This is a genomic window from Paenisporosarcina cavernae, from assembly GCF_003595195.1.
Taxonomy (GTDB): domain Bacteria; phylum Bacillota; class Bacilli; order Bacillales_A; family Planococcaceae; genus Paenisporosarcina; species Paenisporosarcina cavernae.
Genome location: NZ_CP032418.1, coordinates 31,053 through 56,754, shown reverse-complemented (window position 1 = coordinate 56,754; position 25,702 = coordinate 31,053). Strand labels below are relative to the sequence as shown.

The 25,702-nt window shown below is 40.4% G+C and carries 21 protein-coding genes, 1 rRNA gene and 1 pseudogene; 9 read left to right on the top strand and 14 right to left on the bottom strand.

What is annotated here, in order from left to right:
* Positions 1 to 4: 4 nt before the first annotated feature.
* A complete protein-coding gene (locus tag D3873_RS00325; protein WP_119882134.1) occupies positions 5 to 208 on the bottom strand; it encodes a DUF951 domain-containing protein in 204 nt (67 codons plus the stop codon).
* The gene (locus tag D3873_RS00320) at positions 192 to 1,154 is read right to left on the bottom strand and encodes a mechanosensitive ion channel family protein (RefSeq protein ID WP_119882133.1); all 963 of its coding nucleotides are present in this window, start codon (positions 1,152 to 1,154) and stop codon (positions 192 to 194) included. Before D3873_RS00320 ends, D3873_RS00325 begins: the two co-directional genes overlap by 17 nt.
* Before the next feature lie 71 nt (positions 1,155 to 1,225).
* Here D3873_RS00320 and yyaC point away from each other — a divergent pair.
* Positions 1,226 to 1,681: pseudogene (gene yyaC / locus D3873_RS13525) on the top strand (spore protease YyaC); the annotation flags it as partial.
* A gap of 63 nt (positions 1,682 to 1,744) precedes the next feature.
* On the opposite strand, the gene D3873_RS13520 reads toward yyaC, so the two are convergent.
* The 11 genes from D3873_RS13520 to rpmH all read right to left on the bottom strand — a co-directional run bounded on the left by D3873_RS13520 (position 1,745) and on the right by rpmH (position 12,029).
* Positions 1,745 to 2,476, bottom strand: coding sequence for a DUF554 domain-containing protein (locus tag D3873_RS13520; RefSeq protein WP_119882131.1), 732 nt, complete (start codon positions 2,474 to 2,476; stop codon positions 1,745 to 1,747).
* A gap of 135 nt (positions 2,477 to 2,611) precedes the next feature.
* Complete coding sequence (locus D3873_RS00305) at positions 2,612 to 3,451, bottom strand: ParB/RepB/Spo0J family partition protein (protein ID WP_119882130.1); 840 nt, start codon at positions 3,449 to 3,451, stop codon at positions 2,612 to 2,614.
* Positions 3,444 to 4,205, bottom strand: a complete 762-nt coding sequence (locus tag D3873_RS00300; RefSeq protein ID WP_119882129.1) for a ParA family protein — start codon at positions 4,203 to 4,205, stop codon at positions 3,444 to 3,446. The genes D3873_RS00305 and D3873_RS00300 overlap by 8 nt, the downstream gene beginning before the upstream one ends.
* Before the next feature lie 122 nt (positions 4,206 to 4,327).
* Positions 4,328 to 5,197, bottom strand: coding sequence for a nucleoid occlusion protein (gene noc, locus D3873_RS00295; protein ID WP_119882128.1), 870 nt, complete (start codon positions 5,195 to 5,197; stop codon positions 4,328 to 4,330).
* Between the two features lie 58 nt (positions 5,198 to 5,255).
* Positions 5,256 to 5,972 carry a 16S rRNA (guanine(527)-N(7))-methyltransferase RsmG gene (rsmG, locus tag D3873_RS00290; protein ID WP_119882127.1) on the bottom strand — a complete coding sequence of 239 codons (717 nt, stop codon included), beginning with the start codon at positions 5,970 to 5,972 and terminating at the stop codon, positions 5,256 to 5,258.
* A 215-nt stretch (positions 5,973 to 6,187) separates the two neighbouring features.
* On the bottom strand, positions 6,188 to 8,077 hold the full coding sequence (gene mnmG, locus D3873_RS00285; protein ID WP_119882126.1) for a tRNA uridine-5-carboxymethylaminomethyl(34) synthesis enzyme MnmG: 1,890 nt from the start codon (positions 8,075 to 8,077) through the stop codon (positions 6,188 to 6,190).
* A 16-nt stretch (positions 8,078 to 8,093) separates the two neighbouring features.
* A complete protein-coding gene (gene mnmE / locus D3873_RS00280; RefSeq protein ID WP_119882125.1) occupies positions 8,094 to 9,479 on the bottom strand; it encodes a tRNA uridine-5-carboxymethylaminomethyl(34) synthesis GTPase MnmE in 1,386 nt (461 codons plus the stop codon).
* 401 nt (positions 9,480 to 9,880) lie between these two features.
* Positions 9,881 to 10,657, bottom strand: coding sequence for an RNA-binding cell elongation regulator Jag/EloR (jag, locus tag D3873_RS00275; protein ID WP_119882124.1), 777 nt, complete (start codon positions 10,655 to 10,657; stop codon positions 9,881 to 9,883).
* Positions 10,654 to 11,424: a membrane protein insertase YidC gene (gene yidC / locus D3873_RS00270; RefSeq protein WP_119882123.1), complete on the bottom strand. Its 771-nt coding sequence runs from the start codon at positions 11,422 to 11,424 to the stop codon at positions 10,654 to 10,656. Before yidC ends, jag begins: the two co-directional genes overlap by 4 nt.
* Positions 11,425 to 11,444: 20 nt before the next feature.
* On the bottom strand, positions 11,445 to 11,798 hold the full coding sequence (rnpA, locus tag D3873_RS00265; RefSeq protein ID WP_119882122.1) for a ribonuclease P protein component: 354 nt from the start codon (positions 11,796 to 11,798) through the stop codon (positions 11,445 to 11,447).
* Between the two features lie 96 nt (positions 11,799 to 11,894).
* Positions 11,895 to 12,029 (bottom strand): 50S ribosomal protein L34, encoded by a 135-nt coding sequence (gene rpmH / locus D3873_RS00260; protein ID WP_066109727.1) that lies wholly within the window; start codon positions 12,027 to 12,029, stop codon positions 11,895 to 11,897.
* Between the two features lie 502 nt (positions 12,030 to 12,531).
* Here rpmH and dnaA point away from each other — a divergent pair.
* The 6 genes from dnaA to gyrA all read left to right on the top strand — a co-directional run bounded on the left by dnaA (position 12,532) and on the right by gyrA (position 21,154).
* Entirely contained in the window at positions 12,532 to 13,878 is a 1,347-nt protein-coding gene (gene dnaA / locus D3873_RS00255) for a chromosomal replication initiator protein DnaA (protein WP_119882121.1), read from the top strand.
* A 167-nt stretch (positions 13,879 to 14,045) separates the two neighbouring features.
* Positions 14,046 to 15,182: a DNA polymerase III subunit beta gene (dnaN, locus tag D3873_RS00250; protein ID WP_119882120.1), complete on the top strand. Its 1,137-nt coding sequence runs from the start codon at positions 14,046 to 14,048 to the stop codon at positions 15,180 to 15,182.
* Positions 15,183 to 15,300: 118 nt separating this feature from the next.
* Positions 15,301 to 15,525, top strand: a complete 225-nt coding sequence (gene yaaA, locus D3873_RS00245; protein WP_119884433.1) for a S4 domain-containing protein YaaA — start codon at positions 15,301 to 15,303, stop codon at positions 15,523 to 15,525.
* A 1-nt stretch (position 15,526) separates the two neighbouring features.
* Complete coding sequence (gene recF / locus D3873_RS00240; protein WP_119882119.1) at positions 15,527 to 16,645, top strand: DNA replication/repair protein RecF; 1,119 nt, start codon at positions 15,527 to 15,529, stop codon at positions 16,643 to 16,645.
* Positions 16,646 to 16,655: 10 nt separating this feature from the next.
* Positions 16,656 to 18,581 carry a DNA topoisomerase (ATP-hydrolyzing) subunit B gene (gene gyrB / locus D3873_RS00235; protein WP_119882118.1) on the top strand — a complete coding sequence of 642 codons (1,926 nt, stop codon included), beginning with the start codon at positions 16,656 to 16,658 and terminating at the stop codon, positions 18,579 to 18,581.
* Positions 18,582 to 18,607: 26 nt separating this feature from the next.
* On the top strand, positions 18,608 to 21,154 hold the full coding sequence (gene gyrA, locus D3873_RS00230; RefSeq protein ID WP_119882117.1) for a DNA gyrase subunit A: 2,547 nt from the start codon (positions 18,608 to 18,610) through the stop codon (positions 21,152 to 21,154).
* Between the two features lie 141 nt (positions 21,155 to 21,295).
* On the opposite strand, the gene D3873_RS00225 is transcribed toward gyrA, so the two are convergent.
* Complete coding sequence (locus D3873_RS00225) at positions 21,296 to 22,489, bottom strand: MDR family MFS transporter (protein ID WP_238473793.1); 1,194 nt, start codon at positions 22,487 to 22,489, stop codon at positions 21,296 to 21,298.
* Positions 22,490 to 22,659: 170 nt separating this feature from the next.
* On the opposite strand from D3873_RS00225, the gene D3873_RS00220 reads away from it, so the two are divergent.
* Both D3873_RS00220 and D3873_RS00215 read left to right on the top strand, forming a co-directional pair.
* On the top strand, positions 22,660 to 23,763 hold the full coding sequence (locus D3873_RS00220) for an HD-GYP domain-containing protein (protein ID WP_119882115.1): 1,104 nt from the start codon (positions 22,660 to 22,662) through the stop codon (positions 23,761 to 23,763).
* Positions 23,764 to 24,084: 321 nt separating this feature from the next.
* Positions 24,085 to 25,638, top strand: a 16S ribosomal RNA gene (locus D3873_RS00215).
* Positions 25,639 to 25,702 lie beyond the last annotated feature (64 nt).

The window sequence follows — 25,702 nt, the reverse complement described above, 5'->3', positions numbered from 1 at the left end:
AAGTCTATTGCTCTTCTGTTGGTGCATGGTGTAATACCTTTTTCATTTTCTTTTCAAATTCTCTACGGGGAATCATGACACTGTGCCCGCATCCTTCGCACTTAATACGCACATCAGCACCTTTACGAATGACTTTCCATTCATTCGTTCCACAAGGATGTTGTTTCTTCATTTCCACGATATCGCCAAGCTCAAAGTTTTTGTCCATTGTCTTTCTCCTTTTGCACACCTTCTGCAGACTGTCGTTTCACTGGATCGCCTTGGCCAGCATCCACTGAAACTCCTTCTTTCTTTTGGTACATCACCATTTTCGGATATGGAATTTCAATTCCATGCTCATCCATGAATAATTTTAAATCTCTACGGATAATACGAGCTGCAGCCCAGTGCTGAGATGGTTTCGTTTCAGCAGTGATTCGCATGATAATTTCAGAAGCCGCTAAATTTTGGACTCCTAGTAACTGTGGCACTTTAATGAATTGATCATATTTATCAGGCAACGTTTCTAAAAACTCATTGATAAGCGCTTCTGACTTCATTATATCCGCTTCATAAGCAACACTCACATCAACGATTGCTACAGAGTTATTAATGGAGAAATTCACGACTTCTACAATTGTTCCATTCGGGAAAATATGTAGTTCTCCATTTAATCCCTTTAACTTTGTCGTACGTAACCCTATTTCTTCTACAGTCCCTTCAGCAGAACCAATTCGCACGTAGTCACCTACGGAAAATTGATCTTCAAAAATAATAAAGAACCCCGTAATAATGTCTCGTACTAAGTTTTGCGCACCAAAACCAATCGCTAACCCGAGCACACCAGCACCAGCGATTAATCCTGCGACGTTGATGGAAAAGGCAGATAAAATAGCTAATATTGCTGCAAAATAGACGACATACGCAATGACATTCTCGAGTAGTTTGAGTAAGGTGTTTTGACGTCTTTCGGTATAACGAATCGGTGTTTTCATTCGCAATGTAAAGACTTTTCGAATCACAATTTTACCGATTTTAACAACGATAGCAGCCAAGATAATGATGGCAAGAACTTTTAAAGCCACTACACCGACATCCATCCAGAGTTCTTCACTCCAGAACTTTTCTTTTAATGAATCAATCATTTCAGGAAAGCTTTTTGTTGTTTTAGCCATTTCATCACTCCCGTTTGAATATTTCAAAATCGCTTTACGTATACTGTTGGAAAAAGAAAGTGAGTTATTTCATGACTGTTGCTTCTTCTACCTCTTTTTCCATGAATGAATTATGTGTTAGCTGGAAACTAAGTACACATTTAATCTCTCAATTACCAGCAGATCTTCATCAGTTGGTCATTTGTTGTATTGGTTCTGATCGTTCCACCGGTGATACTCTCGGACCACTTGTAGGTACATGGTTAAAAGAAATGCATTCTTTTCCACTTGAAGTAATTGGTTCATTAGACCAGCCGCTGCATGCATTAAATTTAGAAAGTACGCTTCTTGAGCTTCAGTCTCGACCAATACCTCCATTTATAATTGCTATTGATGCATGTCTCGGTCGAACACATGATATCGGTACTATCATAATCGAAAATGGTCCTCTTCTTCCAGGGAGAGCTGTCCAAAAAGAACTTCCACCAATTGGCGATTTATCGATTAAAGGTATCGTCAATGTGAGTGGATACATGGAGTATGCCGTGCTCCAAAGCACTCGTCTTCACACACCTTTTCAATTATCGAAAATCATTTCACGCGCCTTACTTCTAACTTGGCACCGCTACCAGCTGAAAGTGATAAGCAATCGCAACAACGAGCATCACCACGAGGACACCTGGCAACAAATTCGCTACACGGATTTTCGTCAACCCAATCATATTGAGTCCAATCGCCACGATCATAATACCGCCTGTAGCAGTCATTTCTTGAATGAATAATGCAAGTGCATCATCAGGGATCACTTTGCTAATTTGCGTAGCAAACAATGTAATCGCGCCTTGATACAGGAAAACTGGTATTGCAGAAAACATGACACCAATACCTAACGTAGTTGCAAGAATAATCGAAGTAAAACCATCAATTAACCCTTTTACTATCAAAATATTGTGGTCGTTTCGTAGCCCGCTATCCAGTGACCCTATTACAGCCATCGACCCTATCACGAAAATTAACGTTGCGGATACAAAACCTTGTGCTATGGAGAGTGAACCTTCTTTATTGGTTGGATTCACAAGCGTTTCTAATTTATGTCCAAGGCGATTTAGTTGATGGTCTAAATCGATCCATTCCCCTATTACAGCTCCAACTACTAAACTAATAATGACTATTAAAAACTGTCCACTTTGGAAGCCCATTTGCAGACCAATTACAGTTACAGCTAGTCCGATTGCATACATGATGGTTTCTTTCATTTTTTCCGGGATGTTTTGCAGCAATCTCCCTATAATGGTGCCTACAATTATTAAAATCGCATTGACGATTGTTCCAAAAAGAACCATCTTCTTCCCTCTTTCTATCCTGTTATTATAGAAAAAAACTAGTAGAGTTTATCACTGGGAACGTTTTTACGCTCTCCAAGTGATTCCTTAAACTTCTACTAGTCTTTTCATCTTCATAAGATGGAAGACATACTGTTATTTTTCTAGGAGTTCTAAAATTCGTTCTAAATCGTCTGCTGAAAAGAACTCAATTTCTATTTTCCCTTTATCCTTTTTCTTCTTTATCACAACCGTTGTTCCGAAACGCTCTCGCAATTCTGCTTCCTTTTCTTCTAGGAAGATATCTTTCTTTTTCGTATCAATTGTTTCACGTGGAACATCTTCATTCAACTTTTGCACCAATGCTTCGAGCTGACGGACGCTTAATTCTTCTGTAATTACTTTTTCCGCAATTGACGGAATGAGTTTTTTTTTCTTGATTCCTAATAACGATCGACCGTGTCCCATCGATAATTTTCCTTGATTAATCGATTCGCGGATCTTCTCTGGTAGTGCCAGTAAGCGAATGTGATTGGCAATATGAGGACGGCTCTTTCCTAAACGAAACGCTAACTGCTCTTGAGTTAAGGAAAGGTTTTCCATTAAATTCTGATAAGCTTCTGCTTCTTCAATTGGTGTTAAATCTTCCCGTTGTAAATTTTCTAAAATAGCAATTTCCATCATTTGTTGATCATTTAACTCTCGAACAACAGCCGGAATTTCCTCTAATCCAGCAAGTTGAGAAGCTCGAAAACGTCTTTCTCCTACGACAATTTCAAACGATTTCCCTTTTTTGCGAACGATGATCGGCTGTAAAATACCATGCTCTTTAATGGATTCCGATAACTCTTGTAGTGCTTCTTGGTCAAACATTTTACGTGGCTGATACGGGTTCACTTTAATCGATGTTATCGCGATTTTTTCCACCGTTTCCATATTATTAATGGATTCCCCAGGGAATAATGCGTTAATGCCTTTTCCTAAACCTTTAGACATTCTTAATCACTTCCTTCGCCAAATCTAAGTAGACTTCTGCTCCACGTGATTTTGGATCGTATATAATGATTGGTTCACCATGACTTGGAGCTTCACTAAGGCGAACATTTCTTGGAATGATGGTTCGATACACTTTATCTTGGAAGTATTTCTTCACTTCTTCAATTACTTGAATGCCCAAATTTGTACGAGCATCAAACATGGTAAGTAGAACCCCATCAATTTCCAAATCATGATTTAGATGTTTTTGTACAAGACGAATTGTACTTAAAAGTTGGCTAAGTCCTTCTAACGCATAATACTCACATTGTACGGGGATAAGGATCGCATCAGAAGCTGTTAATGCATTAATGGTTAATAGCCCTAAAGAAGGCGGACAATCGATGATAATGAAATCGTATTGATCTCGCACTTCTTCCAGTGCTCGTTTTAGCCGTACTTCCCGCGATATGGTGGAAACTAACTCGATTTCGGCACCAGCTAACGATATAGTTGCTGGAATAATATGTAGATTTTCCACTTTTGTTTCTAAAATGACTTTTTTAGCTTCTACATCATCTATTAAAATATCGTAAATGCAGTTATTGACATCACCTTTGTTAATTCCAACACCACTTGTTGCGTTTCCTTGAGGATCTGTATCCATTAACAATACTTTTTTCCCTAGATACGCAAGGCATGCGCTAAGGTTAACCGATGTAGTCGTTTTACCGACGCCACCTTTTTGGTTAGCGACTGCGATAATTCTTCCCACGCTTGCACCTGCTTTCTAAATTCTACTCACACTAATCATTCTATCAAATTTTATATGAAAAATGGATGTTATTATCATGACAAAATAAAAAATCCTCCTTATGGCGCAAGGAGGATTCGCATTTAGCTCTTCTTTTTCGGTATTTTCACTGTTATTTGATAGAAATCTTCCAAATCTTCTTCTTCCGTTTGCATATTAATCCCGCTCTTCACGACCATTGCAAATGATTGGCGAAGCGTATTTAACGCAATTCGAACATCTCTACTCACCGCTTTACGCTGTGGTTTTACTTTTTTTACTTCTTGCTCTGTTTCTTGTTGCGCAAGTTCATCTATTCGTTTTTCGAGCTGCTTTACGTTATATCCTTGATCCATTGTTTCTTTAAAGATAACTAATTGTAACTCTTCTTCTTTTATTCCCATCAGCGAACGTGCATGCCTTTCCGTGATGTCTTTTCGCATAATGGCATCTTGAATTTCAATCGGAAGTTTTAATAGACGGATTTTATTTGCTACTGTCGATTGGCCTTTTCCTAAACGCTGCGCTAATGCTTCTTGGGTTAACTCATGAATTTCCAACAACTTTTGATATGCATGTGCTTCTTCAATTGCTGTCAGCTCTTCTCGTTGCAAGTTTTCTATTAACGCTACAGAAGCCGTTTCTTTGTCCGACATTTCACGAACAATTGCCGGAACTTCTTCCCACTTCAATAACGTCATCGCTCGATAACGACGTTCCCCAGCAACAATCTCATAACTTTCGTCATCCATTTTACGAACGACAATTGGTTGGATAATTCCGTGGGTATGAATCGTTCTCGCTAATTCTTCTATTTTTTCTTCATCAAATATGGTTCGTGGTTGAAATCGGTTTGGAATAATCGATTTTAGTGGTAGTTTTACCACTTCCTCCATTGTATGTTCACTTTCAATCGTTTCATCCACTTCTTCTTTTTCATTTCCTCCAAAAAATCGTGAAAACGGGGATTTCATCCCACCAACACCACCTTTTTAATATGTTTCTCTATCTGTCTTTGTTCCACGTGGAACATTATTGAATGGGAGACTTATTCGGAACCCCCGCTTTACGAGGATATTTCTTTGGAGTTGCTTTTACCTTGTTAAGAAGGAAAATCGTTCGGTCACTTTCTTCAATCGGTAGTTGGAAATGATGGACAGTATCAAGTTCGACCCCTAATGTCGTTAAAGCTTTTTCCGCTTGTTCGAATTCGTCTTTTGCATTTGCTGCTTTTAACGCGATAAATTGTCCACCCTTTTTCACTAGTGGTACACATAGCTCTGCTAAAACGGAGAGACGAGCGACTGCTCTAGCTGTTACCAAATCAAACATTTCACGATAGGTACCCTCTTGACCGAAATCTTCCGCACGTGAATGCACAAAATGTGTATCGGAAAGCTGAAGTTCCTTACTTAAATTTTCTAAAAACGTAATTCGTTTATTCAATGAATCAACGATCGTGATATGTAAATGAGGGAAACAAATCTTCAATGGAATACTAGGAAAACCGGCACCCGCTCCAACATCACAAACCGTTTTCACATCACTTAAATTGCTGTAAAAGGCTAGACTGATCGAATCGTAGAAGTGTTTTAAATATACTTCTTTTAACTCTGTTATAGCCGTTAAATTCATTTTTTCGTTCCACTCAACTAGCAATTCATAATAGCGCTTAAACTGCCCAATTTGTGTATCGGACAAAATGATGCCTTTTTCAGCAAGTGTTTGTACAAATAAATCCTCGTTCATACTTTTCCCCTTTCCAAGGAAAAATCATCCTGTTATCTTCTATTATATATGAAAAGAAAAATGGCTACATGCTTTTTTGAAAGAAACTTGAAACTCACTCGAAAGAGTAAAAGAAAACGTCACCCTTTTCTTTCGTTTCAAAGCCTTTCATCTCATTAGAATATCATGCATGTCCAACATGCACATTACTTCATGATAGCATATAGCCACTTCTATTAACTTGATATTTTCGAAATTTTTCCTTGCTCAATGTAAATCAACAAAATCGAAATATCTGCCGGATTCACTCCTGAAATTCGAGACGCTTGTGCAATCGATAACGGACGAACTTCTTTTAGCTTCTGTCTCGCTTCTGTTGCTAGACCTGAAATCGCATCATAATCGATTCGATCCGGAATTTTTTTCGTTTCCATTTTCTTCAGTTTATCGACTTGTTGTAATGATTTTTCGATGTAGCCTTCGTACTTCATTTGAATTTCTACTTGTTCTTGCATCTCTTCTGTTAAGTCAAATGGAGAAGGAGAGAGCTTTACGATGTCCGTGTAATTCATTTCTGGACGTTTTAATAACTCATGCCCACGAATACCATCTTTTAATGCCGTTCCACCTTTTTCTTGTATCACGGATTGCGTTAATTCATTCGGTTTTAAAATGGTCGTTTTTAATCGGTCAATTTCTTTTGTAATCGTTTCTTTTTTCTCCATAAAGCGTTGGAACCGTTCTTCTGAAATTAACCCAGCTTTATAGCCAATTTCCGTTAAACGTAAATCAGCATTGTCATGACGCAATAACAAACGGTATTCTGCTCGAGACGTGAGTAATCGATACGGTTCATTCGTACCTTTCGTCACTAAATCATCGATTAATACTCCAATATACGCCTCTGATCTACTTAAAATGATCTCTTCTTTATTCAACGCACGAGCTGCAGCATTCATTCCTGCCATCAGCCCTTGCCCCGCCGCTTCTTCATATCCTGATGTACCATTAATCTGACCAGCTGTATATAAATGACGGATTTTCTTCGTTTCAAGCGTAGGCCAAAGTTGTGTCGGCACCATCGCATCATACTCAATCGCATACCCTGCACGCATCATTTCCGCTTTCTCCAGCCCAGGAATGCTTTCCAACATTTTGCGTTGAACATGCTCTGGCAAGCTTGTAGACAATCCTTGCACGTATACTTCTCGCGTATTTCTTCCTTCTGGCTCTAAGAAAATTTGATGACGTGGTTTATCATTAAATCGCACGACTTTGTCTTCAATCGAAGGACAATAACGTGGACCCGTACCTTTAATCATCCCAGAATACATCGGAGACAAATGAAGATTATCATCAATGACTTGATGTGTTTTTTCATTCGTATACGTTAACCAACATGGTAGCTGATCGACAATAAATTCTGTCGTTTCGAAACTAAATGCACGCGGTTCATCGTCCCCCGGTTGAATTTCCGTTTTCGAATAATCAATCGTTTTACTATTAACTCGCGGTGGAGTACCCGTTTTAAATCGAACTAGATCAAACCCTAATTCTTTTAAATTATCCGCCAGTTTAAGAGATGGTTGTTGATTATTCGGTCCACTTGAGTATTTTAGTTCGCCTAAAATAATTTCACCGCGTAAGAATGTACCCGTTGTGACAATCACCGTAGAGCTGCGATAAATGGCACCTACTTGTGTTTTAACCCCTACTACTTCACCGTTTTCTACAATTAGTTCTTCCACCATCGCCTGGTGAATCGTCAAATTGTCCTGATCCTCCATCAAACGCTTCATTTCCGCTTGATATAGTACTTTATCTGCCTGCGCACGAAGCGCTCGTACAGCGGGACCTTTTCCCGTATTCAACATACGCATTTGAATGTGCGTACGATCGATTACTTTCCCCATTGCACCGCCAAGTGCATCAATTTCCCGAACCACGATTCCTTTTGCCGGTCCACCAATTGACGGATTACACGGCATGAAAGCAATCATATCTAAATTTATCGTCAAAACAAGCGTTTTCGCGCCCATACCAGCGGAAGCCAAAGCCGCTTCTGCGCCCGCATGACCTGCACCAATGACAATAACGTCGTAGGAACCTGCTTCAAAATAATTCATATGCGACATCCTTTCTTTATTTTCCTAAACAGAACTGGGAAAAGAGTTGATCAATCAAACTCTCTTCCACTGTATCTCCAATAATTTCACCTAAAATTTCCCAAGTTCGCGTTACATCAATTTGAATCATATCAATTGGAATATCGTGTCCTGCCGCCTCTATCGCATCCTCAATCGTCGCTTTTGCCTGATGTAACAACGCAATATGTCGGGCATTTGATACATACGACATATCGGTAGACTCAATTTCGCCTCCGAAAAACATTCCTGCAATGGCTTCTTCTAACTGATCGATCCCTTCTTCTAATAACAACGAAGTCGTAATCACCGATTTACCTTCCGCGTGTTTTTGAACGTCCTCCATGGACAGTTTCCCTGGTAAGTCCGTTTTATTCACCACGACGAGGTAATTCATATGCTTCACCGTCTCAAATAAACGGGCATCCTCTTCACTTAACGCTTCCGAGTGGTTCAGCACTAGCAAGATCAAATCAGCCTGCTGTAGCACCTGTCTAGAGCGTTCTACGCCAATTCGTTCCACTAAGTCCTCAGTCTCGCGAATACCGGCTGTATCGACTAATTTAAGCGGAACTCCGCGTACATTCACATACTCTTCAATAATATCGCGAGTAGTCCCCGCAATATCCGTCACAATCGCCTTATTTTCTTGGATTAAACTATTCAATAAAGACGATTTTCCCACGTTCGGACGTCCTATAATAACCGTAGACAAACCGTCACGCAAAATCTTTCCTTGTAATGACGTCTGAATTAACTGCTCAATCGCGGAACGTACTTCTTCCCCTTTTTGAATAATCATCGGACGCGTCATCTCTTCTACATCATCATACTCGGGATAATCGATATTTACTTCTACTTGAGCAAGAGTCTCTAACAGCGTTTGACGTAACTTCCCGATTAAACGCGACAACTTCCCATCCATCTGGTTCAGCGCCACATTCATCGCCTTATCCGTCTTCGCACGGATTAAATCCATCACCGCTTCTGCCTGAGACAAATCGATCCGACCATTCAAAAACGCGCGCTTCGTAAATTCACCAGGCTCCGCTAATCGTGCCCCATTTCGCAGCACCAACTGCAGCACACGATTCACCGACACCACGCCTCCGTGGCAATTTATCTCCACCACATCTTCCCGCGTAAACGTCTTTGGCCCCCTCATTAACGACAACATAACTTCCTCTACAACCTCTTTGGAATCACTCTCCACCAAATGGCCATAATGGATCGTATGCGACTTTTGTTCACCTAACAATTTCGTGCTCGGAGACTGGAACACCTTATCCGCAATTGCTACCGCCTCAGGACCACTCAAACGAACAATGGCAATTGCACCCTCACCTGGTGGCGTCGATATCGCAGCGATTGTATCAAATTCCATCGTTCCATCCCTCCATCTATACTATCCACATGTGGATAACTCATCTAAAATCACTAACATCTAACAATACCACATATCCACAATTTTCGAAAGTACTTGACCCCTAGATTTGGGCAATGAAAAGACTCTCTTATCCACAGGTATGGCTTAGCCAATACCGAAAATATGCAAGGAAAGCACTGCAACCTTAAAGAGAAATCCATCGGTCAAAAAAGATTCCTTTCTTTCATTTTCGAATGATTCAATTTGAGTTGTGTGAAATGTCTGCCGATAAAAATTCATATGAATAGGAAAATACGATAAATAGAATCGTTCTATCGTAACCCCGAATTTTGTTTAAACGCCACAAAAAAAGAACCAATTTTCTCCGAGTTCGAGGAAATTGGTTCGATGTAACACGCTTATTTTAATGGCTCAATGACGAGGTATCGATTTGGATCTGTACCAACAGAGAATGTTTCTATGTCTAGTCGTGTCGATAACGCATGGTGAATGACTTTACGCTCGTAAGATGGCATTGGTTCGAACTCTACTTTGCGCCCTGTACGAATTGCTTTATCCGCCATTCTTTCTGCTAATTGTTCGAGTGATTCCTGTCGACGCTCTCGGTAATTCTCTACATCTACTTTCGCAACTAAAAATTGCTTCGAATATTTGTTTAACACTAATTGAGAAAGTTGCTGCAAGGCATTTAATGTTTGCCCACGTTTGCCAATCAGCATCGCTGCTTTTTTACTTTCCAATTGAAAATGTACGTATTTTCCGTCCAACGTAGAGTGAACCGTTAAATCGTCAATTTTCATACCTTCTGCAATCGTTTGAAGGTATGTTTCCGTTTCGTTAATCGCAAGAACTCGATCTTCTTCGGTGCTTTCTTTTCCTTCTACTTCTATAAATGAAGAATCATCTGTTACCGTTTCTTGCTTCACTTCTGTCGGAAGTACCGATTCTACAGTAACCGTTTCCTCACGTACAGGTTCAGGCTCTACAGCTTGAGTTTCTTCTATTTCATTTACCGTAACAAGCACTTCTGCTGGTTTTGCTCCGATTCCTAAAAAACCTTTTTTTGCTTCTTGAACTACTTCAATGGTGACTTGATCTCGTGTTGTACCAAGCTTGGCTAATGCTTCAGATATCGCTTGTTCGTTTGTTGCTCCTGTTTGCGTGATCTGTTTCATCGTTTTGCCCCTCCATTTTTAATAGGTTGCACCGATTTTTTTTCCCATGGTTTGTAAATGATGAGATTTTGAATCAAGGAAATAATATTTCCAATTACCCAGTAAAGCGTCAATGCAAATGGCAAATACAATCCGAATCCGACGATCATGAATGGCATAATGTACATCATGATTTTCATTTGCGGATTATCCATCGCTGGACCTGTACGTAGAACAACAAACTGCATTAATCCTGCAATAATAGCGAACACAATGCTCGGCTCTGCAAGTGGAAGTCCTAAAAAAGTACCTAAGTCAATTTCAGGAGTCACATTCATTCGACTAATCGCATGGTAAAACCCAATTAAAATCGGCATCTGAATGACAAGTGGTAAACATCCAGAAGCAGGATTGACGCCTTTTTCTTTAAATAACGCCATCATTTCTTCTTGATATTTCTTTTGTGTTGTTGCGTCTTTTGAACTGTACTTTTCTTTTAATCGTTTCAGTTCTGGTTGAACTTCTTGCATTTTTTTGGAGCTTTTCGTTTGTTTGATCATTAATGGAAGAATCGCTAAACGAATGATGATTGTTACAGCGACGATTCCCAATCCGTACGTTCCTAGAAAATCTTTGAATAATGTGATGAAGGAAACGAGTGGCCACACAATATACTCATTCCAAAACCCATTACTTGAATCATAGATTGGTTGGTTGTATTCCGAACAACCCGATAGTAAAAGTGTTACAGAAATAACTAATAGAATAAGACCTAGATGCTTTTTCAACAAAATATCCCCCACAACTCCTAAGAAATCGAATCCTTGTGAATCATTTTAGCTACTTTTAATACGTGCTGCAAACTTTTCTTTGTTTCATGGAAATCTAATTTGGACGCCGGTTGTCTGGCGATAATAACATAGTCGTACGAAGGTTTAATAGAATCGCTAAGTTCTAAAAGGGATTGTCGCAAGTACCGTTTAATCCGGTTCCGCGTGACAGCATTCCCAAGCTTTTTACTAACGGAAAGTCCAACGCGAAATTCCGATTGATTTGGTTTTGCTAAAAAGTACACAACAAATTGACGATTCGCAAAAGACGTGCCTTTTTTAAATATTTTTTGAAATTCTTCATTCTTTTTCACTCGTTGTTGTTTTTTCATAACTCACCTACTAAAATTTCTATCCTTCTACCTGCTTTTTTCATCTTTTTTAGAGAAATTAATGAAAAAAAAGACCACTGATGGTGATCAGTGGACTTAAGCTGATAATACTTTTCTTCCTTTACGACGGCGAGCTGCTAATACGCGGCGACCGTTTTTCGTACTCATACGTGCACGGAATCCGTGTACTTTACTGTGTTTACGTTTATTAGGTTGGTATGTGCGTTTCATCTATATGACACCTCCAGGTTTAGCTGACTTAAATTTTATCTCTTTAGACAGTCTTGCCTATTATAAGGGGCATGTCTAGTCATTGTCAATGCTTTCTTGAAAATCTACTTGATCAACTTTGGCCCTTCTATCCAATGACTTGTCCACAGTTTTTCCGAAATTGTGTGTAACATTTGTTCTGCGCGTTTTTGCCAAAAAAATTTATTCACAGCGTTTATAGACAGCTTTTGCACAACTAAACAGCCTGTGGATAAGGTTTTTGTGCAAAAAAAGGATTATGTGGATAACTAAAGAGAAGTCTTGTCATATCTAGGTTTTTTTGATACGATAACTGTGTTTTACTTGAAAAAGACCGTACGGCTGTTGTATGCTTATCCACATTTGTGAATAGCGTGTGGATAGTTTATACACTGCCTCTTAATATTACTTATCCACATGCTGTGATTTTGTGCACAAGCCTCGTGAATAAAAAATGTATATACATACAAAAGGAGATTTTACGTTGGAACATTTAGAAGATCTTTGGTCTGGCGTGCTTGCTCAAATTGAGCAAAAAATTTCCAAACCAAGTTATGAAACATGGCTCAAATCGACAAAAATGCTTAGTTATCAAGGGGATACGGTAACCATTGCTGCCCCGAATTCATTTGCGAGAGATTGGTTAGATACTCATTATATTCATCTATTGTCCGGAATATTAACCGAAATGACAGGAGAATCCTTATCGATAAAATTCGTCGTACAGAAGGATCAAGGGGAAGAAGATTTCGCCCCACCAAAACCAATTCTGCAGTCAAACAATGATGATCAACCTGAATTCTCACCAGGAATGCTTAACTCTAAGTACACATTTGATACATTCGTAATTGGTTCCGGAAATCGTTTTGCACATGCTGCATCGCTTGCAGTAGCAGAAGCACCAGCAAAAGCTTACAATCCACTTTTTATCTATGGTGGTGTTGGACTCGGAAAAACCCATTTAATGCATGCAATTGGTCACTATGTACAGGATCACAATCCAAATGCAAAAGTGGTATATTTGTCATCTGAAAAATTTACAAATGAATTCATTAACTCGATTCGAGACAATCAAACCGTCGATTTCCGCAATAAATACCGGAGCGTAGACGTGCTGTTAATAGATGATATTCAGTTCCTAGCTGGAAAAGAACAAACACAAGAAGAATTTTTCCATACGTTTAATACGCTACATGAGGAATCCAAACAAATTGTCATTTCAAGTGACCGTCCTCCGAAAGAAATACCGACACTAGAGGATCGACTTCGTTCTCGTTTTGAATGGGGATTAATAACCGATATTACGCCTCCAGACTTGGAAACCCGTATTGCGATTCTTCGCAAAAAAGCACGCGCAGATGGATTGGATATCTCAAATGATGTAATGGCATATATTGCCAATTCCATTGATTCCAATATTCGGGAGCTTGAAGGAGCGTTAATACGTGTTGTGGCTTATTCGTCGTTGGTAAATAAAGATATGAGTGCGGAGTTGGCAGCGGAAGCATTAAAGGATATTATGCCAAATTCGAAACCTCGAATGATTACTATTTTGGACATTCAAAAAACAGTCGGTGAGCACTTTAATGTACGATTGGAAGATTTTACAGCGAAGAAACGAACAAAATCGATTGCATTTCCTCGTCAAATCGCGATGTACTTATCTCGAGAATTAACATCCTTTTCTTTACCGAAAATTGGAGAAGAGTTTGGAGGCCGTGATCATACGACGGTGATTCATGCCCACGAGAAAATTTCCACGATGTTAAAAGAGGATCAAGTCCTGCAACAAGACTTAAAAGAGATTAAAAGCGCATTAGGTAAGTCCTAAAAACTGTGGATAAGTGGTAGTAGAAGCGCCTACTTTTCCCACAGGTCATACACATGTGGATAACTACAGACTGTAACAAAAAAGGCACTTATGCACATATCCACAGGCCCTATTACTATATCTATTATTCTTTTAATTAATTAATAATATATAAGCGAGGTAATGAAATGAAATTTGAAATCATGCGAGATCACTTGATGATGGCACTAAATGATGTCATGAAAGCTGTTTCCCAAAAAACAACCACTCCTATTTTGACTGGTATAAAATTGGACTTAAACGAATCAGGTTTAAAAATGACCGGAAGTGATTCGGACATTACGATCCAAACGTTTATTCCAACAGAAGTAGATGGAGACCAAGTTATTCGAATAATTGAAGAAGGATCGATTGTATTACAAGCGAAAGTTTTTCATGAAATTATCCGTAAACTGCCTACAAGTGACGTGGAAATCGAAGTACGGGAACAACATCATACGTTAATCCGCTCTGGTAAATCAGAATTTGATTTATTAGGCTTAAATTCGTCTGATTATCCTTTATTACCAGAGGTGCAAGAGGATCAAAAGTTTACCATTCCAGCAGATCTCTTACGCTCTATTATTCGTGAAACTGTCTTTGCAGTATCTACACAAGAGAGTCGTCCAGTATTAACAGGTGTTCATTGGCTAGCAAAAGATGGAGACCTCGTATGTGTTGCAACAGACTCGCATCGTTTAGCTAGACGAAAAACAACCTTGCCTGCTTTGCCAGCTGAATCGTATAGCGTGGTGATTCCTGGAAAAAGCTTGAATGAGTTAAGTAAAATCATAGGTGATTCTACAGATGATGTGGAAATCGTCATGACAAAACAACTTGTCTTATTCAAATCAGGGGATGTATTATTTTACTCTCGCTTGTTGGAAGGCAATTATCCGGACACATCTCGCTTAATTCCTGCCGAATTTAAAACCGATGTTATCATCAATTCGCGTGCACTACTTTCTGCCATTGATCGAGCATCCTTACTTTCTCGTGAAGAACGTAACAACATCGTTCGTTTCACATCACTTGATGGGAACGTTGTGGAAATTTCCTCTAGTTCACCAGAAATCGGGAAAGTAGAAGAAGAAGTAGCTGCTGAAAGTATCGAAGGGGAAGAGCTTAAACTATCCTTTAGTGCAAAATACATGATGGATGCGTTGAAAGCCATTGATGCTAGTGAAGTGAAAATTCAATTTGCAGGTGCCATGCGTCCATTCATTTTAAAATCGGTGCATGACGAGACAAATTTACAATTAATTTTACCGGTTCGAACATACTAATATTTTTCCAACAACCAGAGGGCAGCTAACGAGACCGTTAGTTTGTCCTCTTTTTACTTATTTAGAGAAATGAAGTAAAATGGAGGGATAGACAATGGAGAAGAGGATGGATGACATTTTGCAAGAATTAGTGATAGATACAGAATATATTACGCTTGGTCAGGCACTGAAGCTAACGGATGCAATCAGTTCAGGTGGGATGGCAAAATTTTTCCTAAGTGAGTACGAGGTTTTTGTAAATGGAGAAAAAGACGATCGTCGAGGCAGAAAACTGCGTGATGGCGATATCGTGATGATTCCAGAAGTAGGTCGCGTCAAGATCGTTAAGTCAACGACGAATTAAAATGTATATTGAATCATTAGAGTTATCCAATTATCGAAATTACACATCCCTTTCCCTAGAATTTTCGCCGTCCATTAACGTATTTATCGGCCAAAATGCGCAAGGGAAAACAAATGTCATGGAATCTATTTACGTACTTGCAATGGCAAAATCCCATCGAACGTCAAATGATAAAGAATTGATACGCTGGGAGCAAGAGTATGGTAAAATAAAAGGTAATGTTCATAAAAAATATGGTGTGCTTCCATTCGAATTGACTCTTTCTAAAAAAGGGAAAAAAGGAAAAGTAAACCATCTTGAACAAAATCGCTTAAGTAATTATATCGGACAGATGAATGTCGTCATGTTCGCACCGGAAGATCTAGACTTGGTAAAGGGCAGTCCTCAAGTTAGACGTCGATTTCTTGATATGGAAATCGGCCAGATTTCGCCGGTGTATTTGCATGAACTTTTAACATTCCAAAAATTACTGAAACAACGAAATCATTTATTAAAAATGCACCAAGGGAAACAGCAAGTGAATGATGTCATGTTTGACGTCTATACCGAGCAATATTGTCAGGCTGCAGTGACCGTCATTCAAAAACGGTTTGAATTTATGGAGCTTTTGCAAAAATGGGCAGAGCCAATTCATTTCGGTATTTCCCGAGAATTGGAAAAATTGACCATTCATTATAAAACCATTGCGGGAATGGATGCTTCATTGCCAGCCGAAAAAATGGTTGCGATGATGCAAGAAAAAGTAAAACAAACGCAAACTGCTGAGCTTGCACGTGGAATTACGTTAGTTGGTCCTCACCGAGATGATTTGCAATTCGAAGTGAACGGCTACGATGTCCAAACGTATGGGTCGCAGGGGCAGCAACGCACAACTGCTTTATCTTTGAAGTTAGCGGAAATTGAGCTCATAAAACAAGAAGTAGGAGAATCCCCGATTTTGCTACTCGATGATGTTCTTTCTGAATTAGATGATTACCGACAGTCTCACTTGTTACATACTATTCAAGGGGATGTACAAACATTCGTCACTACCACTAGTGTCGATGGAATCGATCATGAGACTATACAAAATGCGAAATTATTTCATGTTAAAGAGTCAAATGTCTTGATGGAAGAGTAGGTGAACGGAAATGGCAATGGAAGAAAAAACATTACCAACATATGATGCAGATCAGATTCAAGTTTTAGAAGGTTTGGAAGCAGTCCGTAAACGTCCTGGTATGTATATTGGGTCAACAAGTTCAAAGGGTCTTCACCATTTAGTGTGGGAAATTGTGGATAATGCAATTGACGAAGCATTAGCTGGATTTTGTGATGAAATTACCATCACGATTGAAGAAGATAATTGGATTAAAGTCGAAGATAACGGTCGTGGAATTCCAGTCGGAATGCACGAAAAAATGGGTCGTCCTGCCGTTGAAGTCATTATGACCGTATTGCATGCAGGTGGGAAATTCGGTGGCGGAGGCTACAAAGTTTCTGGTGGTTTGCATGGTGTTGGTGCTTCTGTTGTAAATGCTTTATCCGAACATACAGAAGTCTATGTGAGACTAGACGGGAAATTACATTCGATTAAGTTTCAACGCGGAGCAGTGACGCAAGAATTACAAGTCATTGGAGAAGCAGAAGAAACTGGATCTACTGTTCGTTTTAAAGCAGATCCTCAAATCTTCCAAGAAACAACGGTATATGAATACGATATTTTAGCGAATCGTTTACGCGAATTGGCGTATTTAAATCGCGGCATAAGCATTACGATTAAAGACGAACGTGAAGGCTCCGAACGTACGAACAACTACCACTACGAAGGTGGGATCAAGTCATACGTCGAGCATTTAAATAAATCAAAAGAACCGATTCATGAAGAACCGATTTATATCGAAGGTGAAAAAGATGGAATCTCGATCGAGATTGCGTTGCAATATAACAGTGGGTATGCGTCAAACATCTTTTCATTTGCCAATAATATCAATACGTATGAAGGCGGTACGCATGAGTCCGGCTTTAAAATGGCGCTTACTCGAGTCATCAATGATTACGGTCGTAAAAATAATTTACTAAAAGACGCGGAGTCGAATTTAACAGGGGATGATGTGCGAGAAGGTTTAACAGCCATCGTATCCGTTAAACACCCGGATCCTCAATTTGAAGGACAAACAAAAACGAAACTAGGGAATTCTGAAGTAAGCACGATTACCAATTCCTTATTCTCAGATGCGTTTGAACGTTTCATGTTAGAAAATCCTCAAGTTGCTCGAAAAGTAGTGGAAAAAGGAATTATGGCTTCTCGTGCGCGTTTAGCTGCGAAGAAAGCTCGTGAATTCACTCGTCGTAAATCAGCACTAGAAGTGTCGAGTTTACCTGGTAAACTTGCCGATTGTTCGTCGCGTAATCCAGCGGAAAGCGAAATTTACATTGTAGAGGGTGACTCTGCAGGTGGTTCTGCAAAATCTGGACGTGATCGTCATTTCCAAGCGATTCTGCCGTTGAAAGGGAAAATCCTGAACGTGGAAAAAGCACGTTTAGACAAAATTCTTTCCAATGCAGAAATCCGTGCGATTATCACAGCACTTGGTACAGGCATCGGTGGCGATTTCCAATTAGAAAAAGCACGCTACCACAAAATTATTATTATGACGGATGCGGACGTAGATGGTGCACATATTCGTACCCTTTTGTTAACGTTCTTATTCCGCTTTATGCGTCCACTCATAGAAACGGGTTATGTCTATATAGCACAGCCGCCTTTATTCCAAGTGAAGCAAGGAAAGAATGTGGAGTATTGCTACTCCGATTCTCAACTTCAGGCGATACTAGAGCGATTACCGAAAGTTCCAAAACCGGTTATTCAACGGTATAAAGGACTTGGAGAAATGGATGCTACTCAATTATGGGATACAACTATGGATCCAGAAGTACGTACGTTATTGCAAGTAAATTTAGAAGATGCGATAGACGCAGACCAAACATTTGAACGATTAATGGGAGACGAAGTAGAACCACGTCGTCAATTTATCGAAGAGAATGCAATTTACGTGAAAAACTTAGATATATAAGAACTGTTTGAGGGGAGGTTGCTGACATGGCAGATATGCCTATTCAAGGTGTTCAAGGAATTAATATTAGTTCGGAAATGAAAACATCGTTTTTGGATTATGCGATGAGTGTAATTGTTCAACGTGCGTTACCAGACGTTCGAGATGGATTAAAACCAGTACATCGTCGAATTTTATATGCAATGCAGGATTTAGGGAATACAGCAGATAAACCGTATAAGAAATCGGCACGTATTGTAGGGGACGTTATTGGTAAGTATCACCCGCATGGTGACGTAGCGGTATATGACACGATGGTGCGGATGGCGCAACATTGGTCGTATCGTTACATGTTAGTCGATGGACACGGGAACTTTGGTTCTGTAGACGGAGACGCTGCTGCAGCGATGCGTTACACGGAATCTCGTATGTCGAAAATCGCGATGGAATTACTGCGCGATATTAATAAAAATACGATTGATTTTAAAGATAACTATGATGGACAAGAACGGGAGCCAATCGTTCTGCCAAGTAGATATCCAAACTTACTCGTCAATGGTACATCTGGTATCGCAGTAGGGATGGCAACAAATATCCCACCGCATCATTTAGGTGAAACGATTGAAGGGGTACTTGCATTAGCGGATAATCCAGCGATTACAACAGAAGAATTAATGGAAATTATTCCTGGACCGGACTTCCCAACAGGGGCATTAATACTTGGTAGAAGCGGAATTCGTCGTGCGTATGAAAGCGGACGCGGTTCGATTATTATGCGTGCGAAAGTCGAAATTGAACAAAAAGCAAGCGGAAAAGAAGTCATTTTAGTGCATGAACTTCCTTTCCAAGTGAATAAAGCACGGTTAATCGAAAAAATTGCGGAACTTGTTCGCGATAAAAAAATCGAAGGTATTACCGATCTTCGAGATGAGTCCGATCGTAATGGAATGCGTATTGTTATTGAAGTTCGAAAAGATGCCAATGCAAATGTCTTGTTAAACAACCTATACAAACAAACAGCTTTGCAAACGAGCTTCGGTGTAAATATGCTCGCATTAGTGGACGGTCAACCAAAAGTGTTAGGCTTGAAAGAAATTTTGTATCACTATTTAGAGCATCAAAAAGTAGTGATTCGACGACGTACACAATTCGAACTAACAAAAGCGGAAGATCGAGCACATATTCTAGAAGGTTTGCGTATTGCACTTGATCATATTGATGCGATTATCGCGTTAATTCGTTCTTCTCAAACAGGAGAAGAAGCGAAAAATGGGTTAATGGAAAAATTCAATTTATCGGAACGCCAGGCACAAGCTATTTTAGATATGCGTTTACAACGCTTAACTGGTTTAGAACGCGACAAAATTGAAGAAGAGTATACAGAACTTCAAAAGTTAATCGCTGAACTACGTGCGATATTAGCCGATGAAACGAAATTGATTCAAATCATTCGCGAAGAACTAGAAGAAATTAAAGATCGTTATAGTGATGAGCGTCGAACAGAAATCACTGCTGGCGGTTCTGAAATGCTCGAAGACGAAGATTTAATTCCTCGAGAAGATTCCGTCGTGACGTTAACACACAATGGATATGTGAAGCGTTTACCTGCTAATACGTATCGTAGTCAAAAACGTGGAGGCCGTGGCGTACAAGGAATGGGAACGAACGATGATGATTTCGTGGAACATTTATTGTACACATCTACTCACGATACGATTCTCTTCTTTACGAGTACCGGAAAAGTGTATCGTGCAAAAGGATATGAAATTCCAGAGTACGGGCGTACGGCAAAAGGATTACCAATGGTGAACTTGCTAGGCGTGGAAAAAACGGAAAAAGTTACTGCCATGATCCGTGTAGCGGAATTTGATGCTGATGCTTATTTTATTTTTACAACGAAGCTTGGTGTAACAAAACGGACGTCTGTCTCTAATTTCGCCAATATCCGTGCAAACGGCTTAATCTCCATTTCCTTACGAGAAGACGATGAGCTCATTTCCGTCAAACTAACAGATGGAACCAAACATATCATCATTGGAACACGTAACGGAATGCTCGTTCGTTTTGAAGAAACAGATATTCGTTCGATGGGTCGAACTGCTTCAGGTGTCCGTGGGATTCGATTACGTGAAGATGATTATGTGGTCGGCATGGAGATTTTAGAAGAAGGACAAGAAGTACTTGTTGTGACAGAAAACGGCTATGGAAAACGTACACCAGAAGCAGAGTATCGTTTACAATCACGTGGCGGTGTAGGAATTAAAACGAGTCAAATTACCGATAAAACTGGTGCATTAGCATCGGTGAAATCTGTTGATGGCACGGAAGATTTAATGTTAATTACCATTAACGGCATGCTAATTCGTATGGACGTTAGTAGTATTTCGATAACAGGACGTAGCACGCAAGGAGTTCGTCTGATTCGTCTTGGTGACGAAGAATTAGTTGCGACAGTTGCGAAAGTAGCGAAGTCTCCTGAAGAAGAAGACGTAGAAGAGGATGATGAAGAAGGAATGTCATCGCCATCCGATTCATTCGAAGAGAACATAGAAGTGTCAGTAGAAAGTGATTCTGACGACGAAACAGAAGAATAATTAAAAAGCTGCCAAGAGATTTTATTCATTCTCTTGGCAGCTTTTTTGATAGGTGTTAGTTGGTTGCAAAAAAAGAGAAAAGGCTTCGTTCACCGTCATTTTCCTAAAACTGAGGAAGTAGGAAACAAATGAATTTGTCTGTTACATCGAGACGACGTTCGATCGTTTCTGCATGGCTTTATTTCCAATTGCGTAAAAAGCACAACCGAAAAGAACGATAAAAAAGATGCATTGAAACAAGACGCTTCCACCAAATCCGCTAAAAATAGCACCACCAATCATCGGTCCAGCAAACCCTCCAAGTGACTGCAGTTGGTTCGCTCCGAAATAGGTTCCACGTTTACCATCTGGAGCAATCGCATCAATAAATACAGACGTGCTCGGAAAAATGAAGATTTCTCCTATCGTGACAATTACCATAGCAGCTATTAAGCCGGTAAAAGTACTTGCGAATCCAAACATTCCAAAACCTATTGCAAAAAGTAGACTACCAATCATCACAGTTCGAAGTACCGGCCATTTTTCAGAGAGAAGACCGAGCGGCAATTGAAGAATAACAACGATGATGGCATTGATTGCAATGAGCGTTGCAAACAAAGAAATTCCGTCTCCAAACGATTGTTCAATAAATTGCGGTAAATTCGAATCGATTTGTGAATACGAAAAGCTGATGAAAGTTCCACCAAGTATGAATAATAACAATACGCGATCTTTGGCAATCGCTTGGAATGCATCCATCATTTTTAATTGATTGACAGGAGTTACACGTGAAACAGGAAACTTGGAGAACATGATTACTAACGTGATGGCGTAAAGTAAATACATGCAACCTGTTAAAAAGAAAGGCATGGTGGAGTTATACTTTGCGACGTACACTCCGATCAAGGGACCAACAGCTGCGCCGATATTAATTGCCATATACCGTAGAGAAAAGACTCTTTTTTTCAATTCCTGCGTTGTTACATCCGCCATTAAAGCTTGAGAAGATGGTTCGAAAAAGGATCGGCAAATGCCGTTTACAGCATTTAGTGCCATGAATACATAAATGTGATCGGCAATGGAAAATCCGATATACACAAAAGCCCAGATAAATATGGAGCTTAACATGATCACTTTTCTTCCGAAGCGATCGGATAAATATCCTCCGATGAATCCTCCGAACATTCCGGTTAATCTCGAGAGTCCAATGGTAATACCGATTAGAATTGGATGAACGCCATGTGTATTGGATAAATAAAGTGCTAAAAATGGAAGTGCCATAAAACTCGCACCTCGTGCAAACATTGTTCCCAGTAGTAAAGTCCATACCATTGGATGAAATGCAAATTTGTTCAAGTCCATCCCTTCCTTCCAATGATTTTATCCTACCTGTAATGATAAACGCTGAAAAGAAGAAATTATGAAAGACTAGTGATAGGAAAAATGAATGAGTCAAAAAAATTTCTTACAAAAAAGACCAATATCCGTTACAATAAACTTAAAATCTTGACAGGGTGGTCATCCTTTTGGAACATCTCATCGTGAAAGTTGCAGACTTAAAGCTTGGCAATGAAATTGCAGAAGATATTTTTGCCAATACAAGTTTTCCGTTGATCAGAAAAGACACCAGAATAACTCGAGAGCACTTTCATGTGTTTCGAGCTTTTCATATTACAGAAGTTCCGGTTATCAATCGCGATCCATTTAATAAAGAAGAAGCAGAATTAGAAGAATCATCTACTGAGCCGAAGTTAAATGAAACACCAAATCTTAAATTGGTAGCTCATGACGTAGCAAATCTATATAAGTCATCGGTCGCTGATTACAAAAAAGAATTTACTAATTGGCAATCTGGAGCAAAAGTAGACGTGTCAAAAATACGTCAACTTGTCATTCCAATTGTGGAGAAAGTATTGAATCATCGTCAAATTGTGGCGATGTTAAATGATTTGTCGTCCGTTCGTGATTATACACATCATCATGCGATTGCATTGGGAATTATTGCAGGAAGCCTTGCAAAAAAACTCGGATACGATCACGGCCAAATCATGCAAATAGCCACAGCAGCAGCATTATCGGATTGTGGAATGTCGCGTATCACTAATCGAATTTTAGAAAAAAGTGAAGCTCTAACTCAGATGGAATTCAATGAAATAAAAAAACACACTATTTATGGTTACTCAATGGTGAAAGATTCTCCCCTACTTCGTCCAGAAATGAAGCTTGCTATTTTACAGCATCATGAACGTCTTGATGGAAGTGGTTATCCAAAAGGAGAAAAGATGGAGGACATTTCCATGGTCTCTCAAATAATTGCGGTGGCAGATATTTATCACGCAATGACTTCTGAAAGAATTTATCGTCCAAAGGCATCACCTTTTAAAGTATTGGAAATGATTCGAGAAGATGAATTCGGAAAGTTTAATATCCAAGTAGTTCAAGCGCTGATTTCGATTGTAGGTGATTTGCCAATAGGACTTCGAGTGGAATTGTCATCTGGAGAAACCGGCGAAGTAATTTTTAATCAACAAAATGTACCGACACGTCCAATGATTCGTTTATCCAATTCAGGAGAAATTTTGGACCTCTCTAAGAAAAGACAACTATATATAGAAAGAATTCTTGGATAAACTCTCACATATTGTGGGAGTTTTCTTTTTGAGGGAGAATTGAGTCTATTAGAAAATAGGAAGAATCATTTTTTGAAAACTTAAACTATGAAAAACTTCGAAAACGCTGTTGACTTTGCTATACAGCCTTGTTAAGATAAGAAAGTCGCCAAAACAGACGACACCATGAACCTTGAAAACTGAACAGCAAAACGTTAACTATAACAGTTTGTCGGTAACCGACCTCCGTCGGAGCCACAAACAAAACTTAGAAACTTTTGTTTCTATTTAAAATGGACATCATTAAGATGCCAGCAAACAGCATGAGCAATCATGCTCTCTATGATGGAGAGTTTGATCCTGGCTCAGGACGAACGCTGGCGGCGTGCCTAATACATGCAAGTCGAGCGGAAAGAAGAAGAAGCTTGCTTCTTCTGATTTTAGCGGCGGACGGGTGAGTAACACGTGGGCAACCTGCCCTGTAGATTGGGATAACTCCGGGAAACCGGGGCTAATACCGAATAATCCTTCGAATTTCATGATTTGAAGTTGAAAGACGGTCTCGGCTGTCACTACAGGATGGGCCCGCGGCGCATTAGCTAGTTGGTAGGGTAACGGCCTACCAAGGCGACGATGCGTAGCCGACCTGAGAGGGTGATCGGCCACACTGGGACTGAGACACGGCCCAGACTCCTACGGGAGGCAGCAGTAGGGAATCTTCCACAATGGACGAAAGTCTGATGGAGCAACGCCGCGTGAGTGAAGAAGGTTTTCGGATCGTAAAACTCTGTTGTGAGGGAAGAACAGGTAGGGGAGTAACTGTCCTTACTATGACGGTACCTCATTAGAAAGCCACGGCTAACTACGTGCCAGCAGCCGCGGTAATACGTAGGTGGCAAGCGTTGTCCGGAATTATTGGGCGTAAAGCGCGCGCAGGCGGTCCTTTAAGTCTGATGTGAAAGCCCACGGCTCAACCGTGGAGGGTCATTGGAAACTGGAGGACTTGAGTGCAGAAGAGGAAAGCGGAATTCCACGTGTAGCGGTGAAATGCGTAGAGATGTGGAGGAACACCAGTGGCGAAGGCGGCTTTCTGGTCTGTAACTGACGCTGAGGCGCGAAAGCGTGGGGAGCAAACAGGATTAGATACCCTGGTAGTCCACGCCGTAAACGATGAGTGCTAAGTGTTAGGGGGTTTCCGCCCCTTAGTGCTGCAGCTAACGCATTAAGCACTCCGCCTGGGGAGTACGGCCGCAAGGCTGAAACTCAAAGGAATTGACGGGGGCCCGCACAAGCGGTGGAGCATGTGGTTTAATTCGAAGCAACGCGAAGAACCTTACCAGGTCTTGACATCCCACTGACCGGCATAGAGATATGCTTTTCCCTTCGGGGACAGTGGTGACAGGTGGTGCATGGTTGTCGTCAGCTCGTGTCGTGAGATGTTGGGTTAAGTCCCGCAACGAGCGCAACCCTTGATCTTAGTTGCCAGCATTTAGTTGGGCACTCTAAGGTGACTGCCGGTGACAAACCGGAGGAAGGTGGGGATGACGTCAAATCATCATGCCCCTTATGACCTGGGCTACACACGTGCTACAATGGACGGTACAAAGGGTTGCGAACCCGTGAGGGGGAGCTAATCCCATAAAACCGTTCTCAGTTCGGATTGTAGGCTGCAACTCGCCTACATGAAGCCGGAATCGCTAGTAATCGCGGATCAGCATGCCGCGGTGAATACGTTCCCGGGCCTTGTACACACCGCCCGTCACACCACGAGAGTTTGTAACACCCGAAGTCGGTGAGGTAACCTTTTGGAGCCAGCCGCCGAAGGTGGGACAGATGATTGGGGTGAAGTCGTAACAAGGTAGCCGTATCGGAAGGTGCGGCTGGATCACCTCCTTTCTAAGGATAATTACGGAAGATGAACCTTCGGTTCATCGGTTAACGTTTTGCGTTCAGTTTTGAA

What these genes read in the sequence shown, in the direction of transcription:
- noc (WP_119882128.1), bottom strand. Translation starts at nt 5,197, where the DNA reads ATGAAATCCCCGTTTTCACGATTTTTTGGAGGAAATGAAAAAGAAGAA.
- recF (WP_119882119.1), top strand. Translation starts at nt 15,527, where the DNA reads ATGTATATTGAATCATTAGAGTTATCCAATTATCGAAATTACACATCC.
- D3873_RS00325 (WP_119882134.1), bottom strand. Translation starts at nt 208, where the DNA reads ATGGACAAAAACTTTGAGCTTGGCGATATCGTGGAAATGAAGAAACAA.
- mnmG (WP_119882126.1), bottom strand. Translation starts at nt 8,077, where the DNA reads ATGAATTATTTTGAAGCAGGTTCCTACGACGTTATTGTCATTGGTGCA.
- D3873_RS13520 (WP_119882131.1), bottom strand. Translation starts at nt 2,476, where the DNA reads ATGGTTCTTTTTGGAACAATCGTCAATGCGATTTTAATAATTGTAGGC.
- jag (WP_119882124.1), bottom strand. Translation starts at nt 10,657, where the DNA reads ATGAAACAGATCACGCAAACAGGAGCAACAAACGAACAAGCGATATCT.
- rpmH (WP_066109727.1), bottom strand. Translation starts at nt 12,029, where the DNA reads ATGAAACGCACATACCAACCTAATAAACGTAAACACAGTAAAGTACAC.
- rnpA (WP_119882122.1), bottom strand. Translation starts at nt 11,798, where the DNA reads ATGAAAAAACAACAACGAGTGAAAAAGAATGAAGAATTTCAAAAAATA.
- dnaN (WP_119882120.1), top strand. Translation starts at nt 14,046, where the DNA reads ATGAAATTTGAAATCATGCGAGATCACTTGATGATGGCACTAAATGAT.
- D3873_RS00305 (WP_119882130.1), bottom strand. Translation starts at nt 3,451, where the DNA reads ATGTCTAAAGGTTTAGGAAAAGGCATTAACGCATTATTCCCTGGGGAA.
- gyrB (WP_119882118.1), top strand. Translation starts at nt 16,656, where the DNA reads ATGGCAATGGAAGAAAAAACATTACCAACATATGATGCAGATCAGATT.
- D3873_RS00320 (WP_119882133.1), bottom strand. Translation starts at nt 1,154, where the DNA reads ATGGCTAAAACAACAAAAAGCTTTCCTGAAATGATTGATTCATTAAAA.
- mnmE (WP_119882125.1), bottom strand. Translation starts at nt 9,479, where the DNA reads ATGGAATTTGATACAATCGCTGCGATATCGACGCCACCAGGTGAGGGT.
- rsmG (WP_119882127.1), bottom strand. Translation starts at nt 5,972, where the DNA reads ATGAACGAGGATTTATTTGTACAAACACTTGCTGAAAAAGGCATCATT.
- gyrA (WP_119882117.1), top strand. Translation starts at nt 18,608, where the DNA reads ATGGCAGATATGCCTATTCAAGGTGTTCAAGGAATTAATATTAGTTCG.